Origin of the sequence: Nostocoides sp., from assembly GCF_037045025.1 — a bacterium.
GTDB lineage: Bacteria > Actinomycetota > Actinomycetes > Actinomycetales > Dermatophilaceae > Nostocoides_A.
On sequence record NZ_JBAOHM010000016.1, the window covers coordinates 96694 to 111951 of the forward strand.

Here is a 15258-nt window from a genome sequence, read left to right on the forward strand (position 1 = left end):
GCCGCCCGCCCGAGTCCGGCAACGCCACCGTGCTGATCCTGTGGACAACTGTCGACCATGGGCCCCCCGGCCTGTGGACGTCCGGGTGACCTTCTGACCTGCGGGGCTGTCCTGCAAGGGGTGCGGTATACCTCACCTTTCGCAGGTCACCCCGGTGCGGGCCAGTTGACCTGTCCTGCAAGGGGTGCGGTATACCTCACCTTTCGCAGGTCACCCCGGTGCGGGCCAGTTGACCTGTCCTGCAAGGGGTGCGGTATACCTCACCTTTCGCAGGTCACCCCGGTGCGGGCCAGTTGACCTGTCCTGCAAGGGGTGCGGTATACCTCACCTTTCGCAGGTCACCCCGGTGCGGGCCAGTTGACCTGTCCTGCAAGGGGTGCGGTATACCTCACCTTTCGCAGGTCACCTTGTCGCACGTTAGCCCGACGAGATCCACGACGCGTTTGTCAGCCCGTCGGGGTCGTCGCAGCCGCCGCTGTCCAAGAAGCCGCCGACGACGACGATCCGGCCGCCGGCCAAGGTGGTGGCATGGCCGGTGGTGTGCGGGCGCGGCAGCGAGCCGACTGCGGTCCACGTCTCGGTGGCATCGTCATACAGCCACTCGGAGGCGAGGATCAGGTTCTTCTCTGCGCCAGCGAGGTCATGCGACGTCGGAGACCCATCTGCTTGTGGAACCCCGCGCAAGGGGCCCGAGCGGCCGGATACCGGATCGAGCCAGCCATGGAACGGGGAGTCGCCGCGGGGGTCTTGGGGCACGTCGGCCCGACCCCAAGAGAGGGCGGCCAAGACCAGTCGGCGCCCGGTCCACTGCCACTGGCCGGTGCCGATGCACCGAAGCGGTGGAAGGGTCTCCCACTGGCGATGTCGATAGATGGCCGCCCGCAAGAAGCGCGGCCACACGGGGTCATGAGTGACCGTGAGCTGCTTGGACAGCACGACCAGTCCGGCGGGGGTGGGCGCGAGCGAACGCTCGAAGCTGGGTCCGAGTGGGTCTGGCGGGAGCAGCGTCCAGTCACCCGTACGCACGTCCAGGATGGCCACGCGGGCCGGCGTCGGGTTCACTGCATCGGCCTCGGACTCGAGGTCCTCGTCGGTCCCTCGAACGAAATAGGCGTAGCGGTCGTCGCCGGCCCGGGGGGTCGCCCACGGCAATGGCGCTGCGGAGAATCGGTGCCAGCTACCGCCGACCGGGTCGAGGCCGGCCCAGGGGCGGTCGTCCCCGCCACCGGCCACTACCAGCCCACTGGCGGCGACGCAGGCACGCGCCACGACATCGCGCGGGTCCACCGAGATCCGGGTCCATCGGCGCGAGGCCAGGTCAAGGATCGCTCCGTCCGGCTCCGGGGGTGGAGGCTCGGAGTTGTTCTCATAACGGCACGACCTGGCCTCGGCACGACCGCCAAGCACCACCACCCTGCCGTCGACCGTCACGGCCCGGGCCAACTGACGCGGCGCCATCGGTGGGTCCGGCAGCCGCTGCCAGGACCCGATCTGCGGCCGAATCGCCGCGGAACCGGATGGCGTCGGCCGCGACGTCGTGATCGCCGGATCCTCCCGTGCCTCCCGCGTGCGGCTGACCACGACTACGCCGACGACACCGGCGACCCCGACCGTGGCGGCACCGACCAACGTTCGTCGCGCGATGCCGGCACGATTGCCGCGGCCACCCGTCCCGTCAACGAGTCCGGGCGGCACCGGCGGGACGCTCAGGTCGTCCAGGGTCTCGCGCAGGGCGGCCCGCACCAGTTCCTCCGTGCTGGTCATTGGTTCTCCTCCGCGAGGTCGATTGCGCCGAGTGTGCGGCGCAGGGTTGCCAGAGCGGCCGCGGCCTGGGACTTCACCGTGCTGGGGCGGCACCCGAGCGCATCGGCGATCTGGGACTCGCTCAGGTCGTCGTAGTAGCGCAGCACGATGATCGCCCGCTGGCGCGGCGGCAACGCCCGAATCGCGTCGAGCACACCGATGCGGGCCGGCACACCGTCCTGGGCAGCAGGCACACTGCCGCTCGGCATGAGGTCGTGATTGGGGATGGTGATCTCGCGCCGGGCCCAGGGGCGGCGGCGTTCGGCCAGGAGAGTGTTGAGTGCGATCCGGCGGACGTAGGCGAGCGGTTCCTCCGCGTCGCATACGCGATCCCAGTTGAGTTGGGTCTTGATCAGCGCCGACTGCACTGCATCCTCGGCGGCCTGCCGGTCGCGAGCCACGGCATACATCGAGCGGTACAGGCGCGGCCAGGCGGACCCCGCGAACTGCCCGAAGTCCGTGTCCACCCGCCCTCCTACCGCGTTCGACCGCCGCAACGGCACTGTGCCGTCACTCACTGGATGCAGCCAAGCACCCGTTCGGTTCGTTCTGGGAGGCGCCAGCGGGGGCTCGCGGCGAGCGGGAGGAGGAGAGAAGCCAGAGGGCGGCTTCGCGACGATGACCGGGAGCGCGAGGCACCGCGCCAGCGGGGGCTCGCGGCGAGCGGGAGGAGGAGAGAAGCCAGAGGGCGGCTTCGCGACGATGACCGGGAGCGCGAGGCACCGCGCCAGCGGGGGCTCGCGGCGAGCGGGAGGAGGAGAGAAGCCAGAGGGCGGCTTCGCGACGATGACCGGGAGCGCGAGGCACCGCGCCAGCGGGGGCTCGCGGCGAGCGGGAGGAGGAGAGAAGCCAGAGGGCGGCTTCGCGACGATGACCGGGAGCGCGAGGCACCGCGCCAGCGGGGGCTCGCGGCGAGCGGGAGGAGGAGAGAAGCCAGAGGGCGGCTTCGCGACGATGACCGGGAGCGCGAGGCACCGCGCCAGCGGGGGCTCGCGGCGAGCGGGAGGAGGAGAGAAGCCAGAGGGCGGCTTCGCGACGATGACCGGGAGCGCGAGGCACCGCGCCAGCGGGGGCTCGCGGCGAGCGGGAGGAGGAGAGAAGCCAGAGGGCGGCTTCGCGACGATGACCGGGAGCGCGAGGCACCGCGCCAGCGGGGGCTCGCGGCGAGCGGGAGGAGGAGAGAAGCCAGAGGGCGGCTTCGCGACGATGACCGGGAGCGCGAGGCACCGCGCCAGCGGGGGCTCGCGGCGAGCGGGAGGAGGAGAGAAGCCAGAGGGCGGCTTCGCGACGATGACCGGGAGCGCGAGGCACCGCGCCAGCGGGGGCTCGCGGCGAGCGGGAGGAGGAGAGAAGCCAGAGGGCGGCTTCGCGACGATGACCGGGAGCGCGAGGCACCGCGCCAGCGGGGGCTCGCGGCGAGCGGGAGGAGGAGAGAAGCCAGAGGGCTCAGTACCAGTGGGGGTAGCGGGCGTTCCAGGCGCCCCAGGCGCCACAGGGGCTGCCGTAGACGTCCTTGATGTACTTCAGGCCCCACCGGATCTGGGTGGTGGGGTTGGTCTTCCAGTCGTCGGCGACGGCGCCCATCTTGGATCCGGGGAGGGCTTGGGGGATGCCGTAGGCGCCGGAGGAGGAGTTGGCGGCCCGGTAGTTCCAGTTGCTTTCGCCGACCCATAGGCGAGAGAGGCAACTCCACTGGTCGGCGCCGAAGCCGTAGTCGTCGAGCAGGCGTTTGGCGACGGCCTTGGGGTTCTTCTGGGCGTCGGCGAGGGCCTTCGCGCGCTTGGCGGCGGCGGCCTGCTTGGCGCGCTTGGCGGCGGCGGCCTGCTTGGCCGCGGCAACACGGTGGCGGATGTCGGCGCGCTGGGCGTCGCGCGCGGCGAGGACCTCGGTGCGGCCGGCGACGAGCGCGCTGACATCGGCCGAGGCCTCGCGCTGCTGACCTGCGGCGAGCCCGGCCGCGGTGGTGGCCGCCGAGAGGGTATGCCGATCGGCGGCCGAGGAGGAGGAGATGCCGACGCCGGCCAATCCGACGGAAGCGGCGCTGGTGGCGGCGAACGCCGCGAGGACGACCGCGCGTCTGCGGGCAAGGCGCGGGCGCTGGTCCCGCTCGGGCAACGCGACGCCGCGCGGGGGCTGAACAGCCATCTGGGGAAGGCTCCTTGACTCGTCGAACCCGGCCACGCGGGCAGCGACGAGGGGGGACGTCAGCGGGCGGGAGAGCCGCGACGGCGCGGCCGGGGCGGCATACGCGCCGTTATCGAAACGAGATCGTAACCGACGATTGAAAGCGAGAGCAAATTGTGGTTATTGGGCTTAAGGTTCGATCCCCTCGAGGAGATCGGTGACGAGCGCGGCGATCGGGCTGCGTTCGGAGCGGCTGAGCGCCACGTGCGCGAACAAGGGATGGCCCTTGAGGGTTTCGATGACCGCGGCAACCCCGTCGTGGCGGCCGACCCGCAGGTTGTCGCGCTGGGCGACGTCGTGGGTGAGCACGACCTTGGAGTTCTGCCCAATCCGAGAGAGCACGGTGAGCAGCACATTGCGCTCCAACGACTGGGCTTCGTCGACGATCACCCAGGCATCGTGCAGGGAGCGGCCGCGGATGTGGGTGAGCGGGAGGACCTCGAGCATCCCCCGGTCGATGACCTCATCCATCACCTCGGTGCTGACAACGGCGGAGAGGGTGTCAAAGACCGCCTGGCCCCAGGGGTTCATCTTTTCCGCCTCGGTACCGGGCAGGTAGCCAAGCTCTTGCCCGCCGACGGCATAGAGCGGGCGGAAGACGACGACCTTGCGGTGGGCACGGCGCTCCATCACCGCCTCCAGCCCCGCGCACAGCGCGAGGGCCGATTTGCCGGTCCCGGCGCGCCCGCCGAGCGAGACGATGCCGACATCGGGGTCGAGCAGCAGGTCCAGGGCGATCCGCTGTTCGGCGCTGCGTCCGTGCAGGCCGAAGGCGTCGCGATCGCCACGCACGAGCCGCACCTGCTTGTCCGGGCCGACCCGCCCGAGCGCCGAGCCACGTGGGGAGAGCAACCGCAGCCCGGTGTGGCAGGGCAACTCGGCTGCGATGTCCGACTCGAGCCGGCCGGTGGCATAGAGCGTGTCGAGGTCGTCGGCACTGACGTCGAGCTCGGCGAACCCGGTCCACCCCGACTCGACGGCCATCTCGGCGCGGTATTCCTGCGCGTCCAGCCCGACCGAGGACGCCTTGACCCGCATCGGCAGGTCCTTGCTGACCACGGTCACCAGGTGACCCTCGTCGGCGAGGTTCTTGGCCACCGAGAGGATCCGGGTGTCATTGTCGCCGAGCCGCAGCCCGGCCGGCAGGGCGGCCGCGTCGCTGTGGTTGAGTTCGACGCGCAGGCTGCCGCCATCGCCCCCGATCGGCACCGGAGCATCCAGGCGCCCATGCTCGATGCGCAGGTCGTCCAGGACGCGCAGGGCGCTACGGGCGAAGTAGCCCAGCTCCGGGTGATGACGTTTGCCTTCGAGCTCGGTGACCACGACAACCGGCAGGACGACCGCGTGCTCCTTGAAGCGGATCATCGCCCGCGGGTCGGACAGCAGCACCGAGGTGTCGACGACATAGGTGCGGCGGGGTTCGCCGGCCGGCGTGATTCCGGCCGGGCCGTGGACGGAGGTGTCGGATGCGGTGACGCGGGGTGTCGAACCAGAGGCGGTGGCCATGGGTCGGGCTCCTCGGGACGCTGCACCCCCCGGGGGCGCGCAGCGCCGCAGCTAGGGGGTATGCCGGGACCGGGCCCGGCGGTGAGCGCCGAGCCGGTGCCGGCTCGTCTGCGACGTGGTTGCGCGCTCAGTCACCAGGCCTCCCGCGGCGCCGGCGGATGCCGTCGCCTGGCCGCACGCTATGTCGGCTCAGCACCTCGACCGGGCATTTTGGGTGGCGTGTCGGCGAACTGCCGGTGATCCTCCGTGGTCGCGGCTATCCGCCGAAGCGGCGGTGCCGCTCGGAATAGGAGCGCAGCGCCCGGAGGAAGTCGACATGCCGGAAGTCGGGCCAGTAGGCCTCGCAGAAGTAGAACTCGCTGTGCGCGCTCTGCCACAGCATGAACCCGGACAGCCGCTGCTCGCCCGAGGTGCGGATGACCAGGTCGGGATCGGGCTGGCCGGAGGTATAGAGGTTGCCCGCGATGTCCTCGCGCGTCAGGCTGCGGGCCAGTTCCTCCAGGCTCTGGCCGGCGGCGGCCCGCTGCAGCAACAGCGCCCGCACCGCGTCGGTGATCTCCTGCCGCCCGCCGTAGGCGACCGCGACGTTGACGGTCATCCCCTCGACATGCGCCGTGCGCCGGGCGCTGGCGCGCAGGCTCTGGGCGGTGCGCTCAGGCAGCAGCTCGGCCGCCCCAACCGGGTTGATCCGCCACCGGCCGGTCGCGGCGAGGTCGCTGACGGCCTGCTCGATGATCTCCAACAGGGGGGTGAGTTCGGCCTCCGGCCGGGCCAGGTTGTCGGTCGAGAGCAGCCACAGCGTGACCACCTCGACGCCGGCGTCCTCACACCAAGACAGGAAGGTCGCGATCTTGTCCGCGCCCGCCTGGTGGCCGGACTTGGAGTCCTTCCCGCGCAGCTTGGCCCAGCGCCGGTTGCCGTCGAGCATGACCCCCACGTGCCGCGGCAACTCCGCCCGCTTCAGGCGCCGGACCAGGCGCCGCTCGTATGCCGCATAGACGACATCCCCCACCGACACGGCGCCGCTCCTTCGCCGGGCTCAGCGACGAGCGGAGGTGCCGTCGCCGCCCGCCCGCGGCGCGCCCGTCTGCGGGTCCAGCTCCTCCTCGTGGCGATAGTTCATCCGCCGCAACCGGGCGGTCATATTGCGCACGAGGAGATAGACCGCGAGGGCGAGCAGGAAGATGACAAGGAACCCGAGGAAGCCCGAGGAGTGCTCCTGGTTGTCCGGGGCGGCCGGCAACGCGAGTCCGGCAAGACCGATGATCGGCACATTCTCGATCATACGGCGACCACCCGCGGGACACGCTCGTCATAGACGAGCGGAGGGCAACTGGCCGCCAGCGCATCGGCCGCGGCCGGCTCGCCCAGCCCGGCGAACAGGTCGTCCTCGTCCGGGTCGATCGGCACACACGATGCCGCCGCCTCGTAGTCCTCGTAGGGCCAGACCTCGCTCTGGGTCTCGCGCGGGAGTTTGAAGAAGAAACCGTCGGGGTCGATCTGGGTGGCGTGGGCGAGCAGCGCCCGGTCGCGCCGCTCGAACCAGTCGGCGCACTCGATGCGGGTGGTGACCCGCCGGTCGGGGCGGTCGCCGCGGCGCTCGAGCCACTCGGCATACGGGCTCTCGTCGCCGATCGCGAGCAGCGCCTCGTGGTAGGCCTGCATCCGGGCGCGGCTGAACCCGCCGTTGTAGTACATCTTCAGCGGCTGCCACGCCGGGCCGGCCTCGGGAAAGCGGGCCGCATCGCCGGCGGCGTCGAAGGCGGCGGTGGACACGTCGTGGCACATGATGTGATCGGGGTGGGGATAACCGCCCTGCTCGTCATACGTGGTCAGCACGTGTGGGCGGAACTCCCGGATCACGCGCACGAGCGCCCGGCTGGTCACCTCCAGCGGTTCGAGCGCGAAACACCCCTCCGGCAGCGGCGGCAGCGGGTCACCCTCGGGCAGCCCCGAGTCGACAAACCCCAGCCAGGTATGCCGCACACCCAAGACCTCCTGGGCCGCCCGCATCTCATCCCGGCGCACCTGCGCCAGGTCGCGCAGGATGTGCGGGTCGTTCTGCAGCCGCGGGTTGAGGATGTCGCCGCGCTCGCCGCCGGTGCAGGAGACGACGAGCACGTCGACGCCCAAGTCGACATACTTGGCCATCGTCGCCGCGCCCTTGCTCGACTCGTCGTCGGGATGGGCGTGGACACACAGCAGCCGCATTCCGCGGGCCATTGCTTCTTCCTCCGGGGGGCGATGACATGATCGGGTCATCCTCTCATCGACGGAGCCTGCCCGATGTCCGCTGCCTCGGCCTCCCCTGCGGCGCCCACCCGCACCTGGTGGATCGTCGGCGTTCTCGGCTGCCTGGCGATGCTCGCCGTCGCCGTCTGGTTCGGACTGTCGGCCACGCTGGGCCGGGTGTCCTGGCAGACCACCTCGTATGCCGTCCGCGACGACGCGCACGTCGAGGTCAGCTTCCGGATCGACCGGCCGGCCGACACCGAGGTCACCTGCACGGTCAAGGCCATGGACGTGCGATTCGGGGCGGTTGGGCTTGCCGATGTCGTTATCCCCGCGGGGCCGCAACGTCAGGTGACGCACACCGAGGTCATCCGCACCACCGCCCGCGCGGTGACCGGCACCGTCACCCGCTGCGTGACCTCCTGACTCGGGCCGTTCGGCGGCGGTGCGGTAAACTTGCGGCTTTCATCCCGCACCGGGCGCGGCGCCGGACGAGTCTCGTCCCCCGCCCCGGTGCACTATTTGGGCCCTTGGGACCTGACCGGGGCACGGCGCAAGCCGACACTTGAGCAAGGAGCACGACCGATGACCGAGAGCGCGACCAGCACGGGCGCCTACCTGACCCAGGAGGCGTATGACCGACTCCAGGACGAGCTGAAGGAACTGGAGGGTCCGCGGCGCAGCGAGGTCGTCCGGCGGATCGAGGCGGCCCGCGCCGAGGGTGACCTGAAGGAGAACGGCGGCTATCACGCGGCCCGTGAGGAGCAGGGCAAGCTCGAGCTGCGGATCCGCCAGCTGACCCAGCTGCTCGACACGGCGGTCATCGGCGACACCCCGCCCCCCGACGACGGTGTCGTCGAGCCGGGCATGGTCGTGACCGTCGAACTGTTCGGCGAGGAGGAGACCTTCCTGCTCGGCTCGCGCGAGATCGCCGACGGCTCGATCCAGGTCTTCTCCGAGAACTCCCCGCTCGGGGCGGCGATCAACGGGCTGCGGGTCGGCGACACAACCAGCTACGAGGCACCCAACGGCAAGACCATCGAGGTGACGGTCAAGGACGCCACGCCCTACACCGGCTGACGCTCACCCGGCGGTCTCGGCCGCCAGCGCGGCGGCCAGGCCGCGGGCCGCGCCCGGGTGCTCGCTCGCGAGCAATCCGACGGCAAACAGGACGTATGCCGAATCGACGTCCGCCCGCGCCTCGCGCGGCACCAGCCACCCGCCGCCGTGATCCCCGAGCACAGCACCGAGGGGCTCGCTGCCCCGGCCGTCCGGGGCGTGCCGCAGCACGCCGCCGGAACCGATGAGCACGGTGACATCCCGCAGCGCGCGCGGCGCCTGGCCCGGGCCGGCCGGCCGGCCGTGCCGGCGTGCCGCGACGACCGCGGCGACCGTCGCGATTGCCAGCTCGTGCTCCCAGTCCGGCGCCGAGCGCGGCAGCCGGTCGACGTGCCGGGCGACGCGATCGGCATACGTTCGCGTGCGGGGTGAGAGCGGGAGGTTTTCCCGGGCGGCGGCCTCGATGACGCCCGGGACGCTCCAGCGCATGCCGAGGTCGGCCTCGACCGTCCGGTAGTGGCGCGGGGTCGGGGCGATCTCGGCGACGCGCTCGGGGCCGGGCCGGGGGTCGATCGCCGAGTAGACGTCGGTGGTCGCGCCGCCGATGTCGATGAGCATCGCGTCACCGGGCAGGCCGTCACCGAGAACCGCCATGCCGCTCAGCACGGCGTCCGGGGTGGCGCAGCGCACCAGCCGGGCGAACTCCGGGGACCGCGAGAGTTGTTTGCCCCCGATGACGTGCTGCAGGAAGGTCTCGCGGATCGCGGCTCGGGCCGACTCGGGCTCGATCACCCCGATCCGCGGCAGGACATTGTCCGCGACGACGACTCGCCGCCTGGTGGCCGCGAGCAGCTCCTGCGCCTGCGGCCGCGCGTGGGCATTGCCGGCCAGCACGACGGGGACGGCGAGTTTGGCGGTGGCGATCCGGGCAGCATTGTGCAGCAGGATCTCGGCGTTGCCGCCGTCGGTGCCGCCGACGAGCAACACCAGGTCGGGATGGGCGGCCCGCAGCGCCGTGACACCCGCGGCGTCGAGCGGACCGCCGACGATGTGGACCACCCGCGCGCCGGCGGACAGCCCGACCCGCTGGCCGGCCAGGGCGGTCACGCTCGGCTCGTAGCCCACGACGGCCAGCCGCAACCCACCACCGGCCGAAGAGCACACCAGCGTCCGGGCCGCCTCGGGAACGGCGAGCTCGCGGCGGATCGCCCCGATCCCGATCAGCACGTCGGTGAGGGTCGTGGGGACGGCGGCGGCGCCGAGCGGCATACCGTCTCGGGGATCGACGAGCAGCCCTTTGGTGAACGTCGAGCCGACGTCAATGCACAGGATGGGCCCTGTGGACACGGGCGTCCCCTTCCTGGCCGAATACCGGTCACCCAGGCGATGTGGCGGTCACGATAAGGGGTCGGGGTGAACGCCATGCAACGCGGGGGGTGCTCAACGCGGCAGCTGCTGCCAGCGCTCGAGCATCGCCTCGATGTCGACCAGGGGGGCGACCAGCGGCGGGAAGCGGGGATCGCGGGGGCGCAGCCGGTCGGCCTTGACCCGCTCGTTGAAGTCGGCGAGCACCCGGCGCACACTGGCTTCGGAGCGCAGCTCGCGCAGCGACTCGGGGAAGCCGGCCGCCTCCCGGCGCAGCGAGACGACCGGCGGCAAGGCGCCCGCGGTGTCGAGCCCTTCGTCGCGCAGCTTCTTCTTGATCCACCAGTCGGGATCGTCCGGGGAACCGAGATTAAGCGGCTTCCCCGCGCCGGGCAGGTTGTCGAACTCGCCGCGTTCGGTCGCCTCGCGGATCAGCCGTTCAATATGGGACTCATAGGGCAGCATCGGCTGGCTCGCGATCAGGACAGCCGGGTCATCTCGACCTCGACGAACATCGAGGAGGTGCGCACGCCGGTGAAGATGCCCCGCAGCGGCGTGACATCGCGGTAGTCGCGTCCCATGCCGACGTCGACGGCGAAATCGTCGGGGGTGTTCCCATTGGTCGGGTCGACCGCGATCCACTCGCCTCCCCACCACTGCAGCCAGGCGTGCGACTCGCCGGTCGTGGGGACCCCGAGGGCCGCGGCGCGCTTGGGCAGGACATATCCGGAGACATAGCGCGCCGGGATGCCGGCGGTGCGCAGCACGCCGAGGGCGAGGTGCACGTGGTCCTGGCAGACGCCGCGGCGCCCCGTCCACGCATCCGCCGCCCGGGTATGCACGCCGGTAGCGCCCGGCTGATAGGTCATCTCCGCGCGCAACCGCTCGATCGCCCGATCGACCAGCTCCTGTGGCGTGGCGCAGTCCGCGGCCAAGCCGCTCGCGTATGCCGTCAACTCCTCCCCCGGGTCGGTCAGCTCGGTGACCTCCAGCCATTCGCCGCGGACGCCGGTCACCTCCGGGGAACGCAGCGTCTGCCAGGAGGCCGAGGCCTGCTTCGCGGTGTCGCGACGCACCTCAACGGTGCTGGTGGCAACCAGCTGCAAGCGCTCGTGCCGTTCGTGCACCTCGAAGGCGGTGACTGCCGTGCCGAAATAGTCGACGTACGAGTAGGTCCACGGCGTGGGTGAGATATCCAACCGGGAGTGCAGGACGACCTGGTCGGTGTTGGATTGGGGGGTCATCCGGGCCTCGTTGTAGGAGGCGTGCGCCCCTCCCGGATAGGTGTATCCGGTGCGGTGGACGATCCGCAGCTGGGTGCTCACCAGGCGCCTCCATGCCACTGCATCGCGGCCGCGCCCTCAAAGTAGCGATGCGCGATCGCCTCGCCGGCGCGGCCGCAGTGATCCTCCAGCCGCCGCATCGCGCCGGGCAGATCGCGCACCACGTCCTCCAGGGGGGTGTATTCGAGTTCGGCCCGCGCCCGGCCCAGCTCGCGGGAGGCGTCCCCGGAGAAGCCCGCCCGCCGCTCCCCGACGTCGAGGTTGCCGAGCGCGGTCTCGGCGCCGGTCAGCGCAAAGACGATCGAGCGCGGGAAGAGCCGGTCGACGATGAGGAACTCGGCGGCCGCGCGGTCGGAGTCGCGGCCCTGGTAGTAACGGGTGAACGCGTGGTGGGCGCCGCACGCCCGCAGCGTCGTCTGCCAGGCATACGGGGAGCCGGCGCTGAAGGCGGCCGAGGAAATCATCCGTGCGGTCATGTCGGCCCGCTCCAGATTGCGGCCGAGGACGAGGAACTGCCAGCCCTGGTCGTGGCTCATCGTGTTGTCGGCCATCGCGGTGATGATCGCGCACCGCTCACGGACCATCTTGAAGGCCTCCCGCGGGCGCAACGCCTCCAGGTCCCCCTCGCGGATGGTCAGATAGAAGGTGTTGATCGCCTCCCACATGTCGGTCGAGACGGTCTCTCGGGCCCGGCGAGCGGCCTCCCGCGCCCCGTCGACCGACGCGGCGATCGAGCACGGGGAGCCCGGGTCGTGCGCCAGCAGCCGCAGCACGGTCTCGAAGGTGCGCGGCTCGTCCTGCCCAACCTCGATGCCCATGACGGCCAGCAGCCCGTCGACCTGGGCCTCGGGGTCGACGACGGGATCCTCCAGAAGCAGCTGCTGGTGAACCTCAAGGAGCCGGGAGGTGTCCTCGGCACGCTCGAGATAGCGGCCGATCCAAAAGAGCGACTCGGCGATCCGGCTCAGCATGGCCCACCATCCGTTCGGCCCTGCTGCTGCAGTTGCCCTTGCTCGTGGCTGCCCGTCGACGGTGCGGCGATCGGCATGACCGGCCGCGAGGCGACCCGGATCGGGGTCTTGGGGACCTCGACCCCGCGGGCAAAACCGGAGCCGGACATCACCCAGGTGTCCTTGGAACCGCCGCCGCGAGAGGAGTTGACGATGAGTTCCCCCTCGCCGAGGGCGACGCGGGTCAGCCCACCGGGCAGGACCCACACGTCACCGCCGTTGTTGACGGCGAACGGCCGCAGGTCGACGTGCCGGGGACTGGCATAGGTGCCGGCAAGGGTCGGGACGGTGGACAGCTGGACGACCGGCTGGGCGATCCAGCCGCGGGGGTCCTCGACGATGCGGGCCCGAATCGCGTCGATCTCCGCCGGGCTGGCCTGCGGCCCGATGACGATGCCCTTGCCGCCGGAGCCGTCGACGGGTTTCAGGACCAACTCCTCGAGGCGGTCGAGCACCTCCTCGCGGTGGGCCGAATCCTCCAGCCGCCAGGTGTCGACATTGGGCAGGATCGGTTCTTCGGCCAGGTAGTAGCGGACCAGGTCGGGAAGGTAGGTGTAGACGAGCTTGTCGTCGGAGACGCCGTTGCCGATGGCGTTGGCGATCGTGACATTGCCGGCCCGGATGGCGTTGACCAACCCGGCGCATCCGAGGAGGGAGTCCTTGCGGAAATAGACCGGGTCGAGGAAGTCGTCGTCGACCCGCCGATAGATGACGTGCACCGGCTGTAGGCCGTGGGTCGTGCGGATCATCACCCGCCCCGACTGGCAGACCAGGTCGCGGCCCTCGACGAGCCAGCAGCCCATCAGCCGGGCCAGCAGAGCATGCTCGAAGTAGGCGGAGTTGTAGACGCCGGGCGTGAGCACGGCGACGGTTGGGTCGGCGATGCCGGTGGGGGCGCTGGCGCGCAGTGCGGCGAGCAGATGCTGCGGATAGCGATCGACCGGGCGGATCCGGTGGCTGGAGATGACTTCGGGTAGGGCCGAGGAGATCACCCGCCGGTTGGTCAGCACATAGGAGACACCCGACGGTATGCGCGCATTGTCCTCCAACACCCGGAAGGTGCCGTCCGCATCACGGATCAGGTCGATGCCGGACACGTGGACCCGCACGCCGTTGGGTGGCGTGATTCCGGCGACCACCCGGTGGAAGTGCGGTGAGCTGGTCACCACGCTGCGCGGCATGACCCCGTCGCGGAAGACGGCGCCGGCGCCATAGACATCGTCGAGGAAGGCCTCCAGGGTCTTGACCCGCTGCTTGACCCCCGCCTCGACGGTGTTCCAGTCCTTCGAGGGGATCACCCGCGGCACGAGGTCGATGGGGAAGGGCCGCTCGACGCCGCCGATGTCAAAGGTGACGCCCTCGGCGACATAGGAGTTGGCGAGGAAGTCGGCGCGCGAGTGCACCTCCTCGCCGCGCAGCCGCTGCATCCTGGTATAGATCGCGGTGTAGGCAGCACGCACCATGGGCCCGTCGAACATCTCGTCGTAGGCACCCGCGGACGGCTGGTAACCGTCGAAGAGTCCCGTCACGACGCGCAGGCTAACCCGCCCGTGTTACAGCCGCGTAACCGCCGATCATCGCTGGCCAGGGTAGCCGCAGGTGGCAAGTCGGTCACAACTTGGCGAATTTGGTGGCTTCACCCGTGCTTTTTCGTCAGGATGGACGCTCTTGTGTTCGCGGGATCGGTCGGGCGCCGGTGCGCGTTGAATATTTGCGGAACCGCAGTCGACTCTCACCGACGAGGAGGGGTCATGGGACGGGCCAGGAGGGCACGGCGGATCGCCGCGAGCGCGGCATACGGCGGCGGGGGGCTGGCCGCGACCGTGGGGGCGCTCGGCGCGCTCGGTTATGGCGTGATCAAGGTCGAAGCGGCGATCGCACGCAAAACCGTGGGGCGTCCGTTCGACGGCGCACCGGACGACGACCGCGTCTATGGCAGCGGGGTGGGCGAGGAACTCGACATCGTCGTGCTCGGGGACTCCTCCGCGGCCGGGATGGGCGCCGACCACGGCGAGCAAACCGTCGGCGGGATCATCAGCGGGGGTTTGGCCGCGCTCACCGGCCGCCCGGTGCGGCTGACCAATGAGGCGGTCGTCGGTGCCGAGTCCGGCGACCTGGACCGGCAATTGGCCAACGCGCTCGACCGGCTGCCGGACGCGCCCGACCTCGCGCTGATCATGATCGGCGCCAACGACGTGACCCACCGCATCGATCGCTCGACGTCAGTGCGTCATCTGGAGGCGGTCGTGCGCCGGCTGCGCGGCATGGGCAGCGAGGTCGTCGTCGGGACCTGCCCCGACCTGGGAACCGTGCAACCGATCCCGCACCCGCTCAAGGCGCTGCTGCGCCGATGGAGCCGCGACCTGGCAGCCGCCCAGACCGTCGCCGTCGTCGAGGCCGGCGGGCGGACGGTCTCGCTCGGCGACCTACTCGGCGCGGAGTTCGAGACCAGCCCGGCGATCTTGTTCAGCAAGGACCAGTTCCACCCCTCCCCCGCCGGCTATGCCCGGGTCGCCGCCGTGCTGTTGCCGACGGTCTGCGCGGCGCTCGGCGTCTGGGCCGGCGGCGACACTCTCGACCGCTTGCCGGAGCCGCGCCGGGGCGAGTCGATCACCCCGGTGGCGGTCGCCGCCGGGCAGGCGGTGCTCGTCCCCGGCACCGAGGTCAGCGGCACCGACGTCGCCGGCACCGCTCGCGGCCCCCGCGGCCGGTGGGCGGTCCGTCTGCTGCGCCGGGCCGCGCCGGTGCCCAAGGCGATCGAGCCTGGCTCCGAAGTCGCGGACGCAACAGACCCCAGGCGGACGCAATAATCGCCG

15 protein-coding genes are annotated in these 15258 nt (G+C 71.1%); 3 read left to right on the plus strand and 12 right to left on the minus strand.

Annotated elements, in window-relative coordinates:
- Positions 1 to 417 precede the first annotated feature (417 nt).
- From V9G19_RS22970 to mca, 7 genes are all read right to left on the minus strand, one after another.
- On the minus strand, positions 418 to 1764 hold the full coding sequence (locus V9G19_RS22970) for a Kelch repeat-containing protein (RefSeq protein ID WP_462287716.1): 1347 nt from the start codon (positions 1762 to 1764) through the stop codon (positions 418 to 420).
- Positions 1761 to 2270, minus strand: coding sequence for a SigE family RNA polymerase sigma factor (locus V9G19_RS22975; RefSeq protein WP_462287717.1), 510 nt, complete (start codon positions 2268 to 2270; stop codon positions 1761 to 1763). Before V9G19_RS22975 ends, V9G19_RS22970 begins: the two co-directional genes overlap by 4 nt.
- A 979-nt stretch (positions 2271 to 3249) precedes the next feature.
- On the minus strand, positions 3250 to 3948 hold the full coding sequence (locus V9G19_RS22980) for an aggregation-promoting factor C-terminal-like domain-containing protein (RefSeq protein ID WP_462287718.1): 699 nt from the start codon (positions 3946 to 3948) through the stop codon (positions 3250 to 3252).
- A 168-nt stretch (positions 3949 to 4116) separates the two neighbouring features.
- Positions 4117 to 5493 carry a PhoH family protein gene (locus V9G19_RS22985; RefSeq protein WP_462287719.1) on the minus strand — a complete coding sequence of 459 codons (1377 nt, stop codon included), beginning with the start codon at positions 5491 to 5493 and terminating at the stop codon, positions 4117 to 4119.
- 256 nt (positions 5494 to 5749) lie between these two features.
- Complete coding sequence (locus tag V9G19_RS22990) at positions 5750 to 6511, minus strand: isoprenyl transferase (protein WP_462287720.1); 762 nt, start codon at positions 6509 to 6511, stop codon at positions 5750 to 5752.
- 21 nt (positions 6512 to 6532) lie between these two features.
- Entirely contained in the window at positions 6533 to 6766 is a 234-nt protein-coding gene (locus V9G19_RS22995; protein ID WP_462287721.1) for a hypothetical protein, read from the minus strand.
- 8 nt (positions 6767 to 6774) lie between these two features.
- Positions 6775 to 7716, minus strand: coding sequence for a mycothiol conjugate amidase Mca (mca, locus tag V9G19_RS23000; RefSeq protein WP_462287722.1), 942 nt, complete (start codon positions 7714 to 7716; stop codon positions 6775 to 6777).
- A gap of 63 nt (positions 7717 to 7779) precedes the next feature.
- On the opposite strand from mca, the gene V9G19_RS23005 reads away from it, so the two are divergent.
- Both V9G19_RS23005 and greA read left to right on the plus strand, forming a co-directional pair.
- On the plus strand, positions 7780 to 8151 hold the full coding sequence (locus V9G19_RS23005) for a DUF4307 domain-containing protein (protein WP_462287723.1): 372 nt from the start codon (positions 7780 to 7782) through the stop codon (positions 8149 to 8151).
- Between the two features lie 159 nt (positions 8152 to 8310).
- Positions 8311 to 8805 (plus strand): transcription elongation factor GreA, encoded by a 495-nt coding sequence (gene greA / locus V9G19_RS23010; RefSeq protein WP_462287724.1) that lies wholly within the window; start codon positions 8311 to 8313, stop codon positions 8803 to 8805.
- A gap of 3 nt (positions 8806 to 8808) precedes the next feature.
- Here greA and V9G19_RS23015 read toward each other — a convergent pair whose 3' ends face one another.
- The 5 genes from V9G19_RS23015 to V9G19_RS23035 all read right to left on the minus strand — a co-directional run bounded on the left by V9G19_RS23015 (position 8809) and on the right by V9G19_RS23035 (position 13971).
- Positions 8809 to 10131: a glutamate mutase L gene (locus V9G19_RS23015; protein ID WP_462287725.1), complete on the minus strand. Its 1323-nt coding sequence runs from the start codon at positions 10129 to 10131 to the stop codon at positions 8809 to 8811.
- A gap of 93 nt (positions 10132 to 10224) precedes the next feature.
- Positions 10225 to 10614 (minus strand): DnaJ family domain-containing protein, encoded by a 390-nt coding sequence (locus tag V9G19_RS23020; protein WP_462287726.1) that lies wholly within the window; start codon positions 10612 to 10614, stop codon positions 10225 to 10227.
- A gap of 14 nt (positions 10615 to 10628) precedes the next feature.
- Positions 10629 to 11474, minus strand: a complete 846-nt coding sequence (locus V9G19_RS23025) for a transglutaminase family protein (RefSeq protein WP_462287727.1) — start codon at positions 11472 to 11474, stop codon at positions 10629 to 10631.
- The gene (locus tag V9G19_RS23030; protein ID WP_462287728.1) at positions 11471 to 12403 is read right to left on the minus strand and encodes an alpha-E domain-containing protein; all 933 of its coding nucleotides are present in this window, start codon (positions 12401 to 12403) and stop codon (positions 11471 to 11473) included. Before V9G19_RS23030 ends, V9G19_RS23025 begins: the two co-directional genes overlap by 4 nt.
- Positions 12397 to 13971: a circularly permuted type 2 ATP-grasp protein gene (locus V9G19_RS23035; RefSeq protein WP_462287729.1), complete on the minus strand. Its 1575-nt coding sequence runs from the start codon at positions 13969 to 13971 to the stop codon at positions 12397 to 12399. Before V9G19_RS23035 ends, V9G19_RS23030 begins: the two co-directional genes overlap by 7 nt.
- 222 nt (positions 13972 to 14193) lie before the next feature.
- Between V9G19_RS23035 and V9G19_RS23040 the strand changes: the two genes are divergently transcribed.
- A complete protein-coding gene (locus tag V9G19_RS23040; protein ID WP_462287730.1) occupies positions 14194 to 15252 on the plus strand; it encodes an SGNH/GDSL hydrolase family protein in 1059 nt (352 codons plus the stop codon).
- The last annotated feature ends 6 nt before the right edge of the window (positions 15253 to 15258 follow it).

Excerpts from the sequence above, each read along its gene's own strand:
- V9G19_RS22970 (WP_462287716.1), bottom strand. The coding sequence starts at position 1,764 with ATGACCAGCACGGAGGAACTGGTGCGGGCCGCCCTGCGCGAGACCCTG.
- V9G19_RS22980 (WP_462287718.1), bottom strand. The coding sequence starts at position 3,948 with ATGGCTGTTCAGCCCCCGCGCGGCGTCGCGTTGCCCGAGCGGGACCAG.
- V9G19_RS22985 (WP_462287719.1), bottom strand. The coding sequence starts at position 5,493 with ATGGCCACCGCCTCTGGTTCGACACCCCGCGTCACCGCATCCGACACC.
- mca (WP_462287722.1), bottom strand. The coding sequence starts at position 7,716 with ATGGCCCGCGGAATGCGGCTGCTGTGTGTCCACGCCCATCCCGACGAC.
- V9G19_RS23005 (WP_462287723.1), top strand. The coding sequence starts at position 7,780 with ATGTCCGCTGCCTCGGCCTCCCCTGCGGCGCCCACCCGCACCTGGTGG.
- greA (WP_462287724.1), top strand. The coding sequence starts at position 8,311 with ATGACCGAGAGCGCGACCAGCACGGGCGCCTACCTGACCCAGGAGGCG.
- V9G19_RS23020 (WP_462287726.1), bottom strand. The coding sequence starts at position 10,614 with ATGCTGCCCTATGAGTCCCATATTGAACGGCTGATCCGCGAGGCGACC.
- V9G19_RS23030 (WP_462287728.1), bottom strand. The coding sequence starts at position 12,403 with ATGCTGAGCCGGATCGCCGAGTCGCTCTTTTGGATCGGCCGCTATCTC.
- V9G19_RS23040 (WP_462287730.1), top strand. The coding sequence starts at position 14,194 with ATGGGACGGGCCAGGAGGGCACGGCGGATCGCCGCGAGCGCGGCATAC.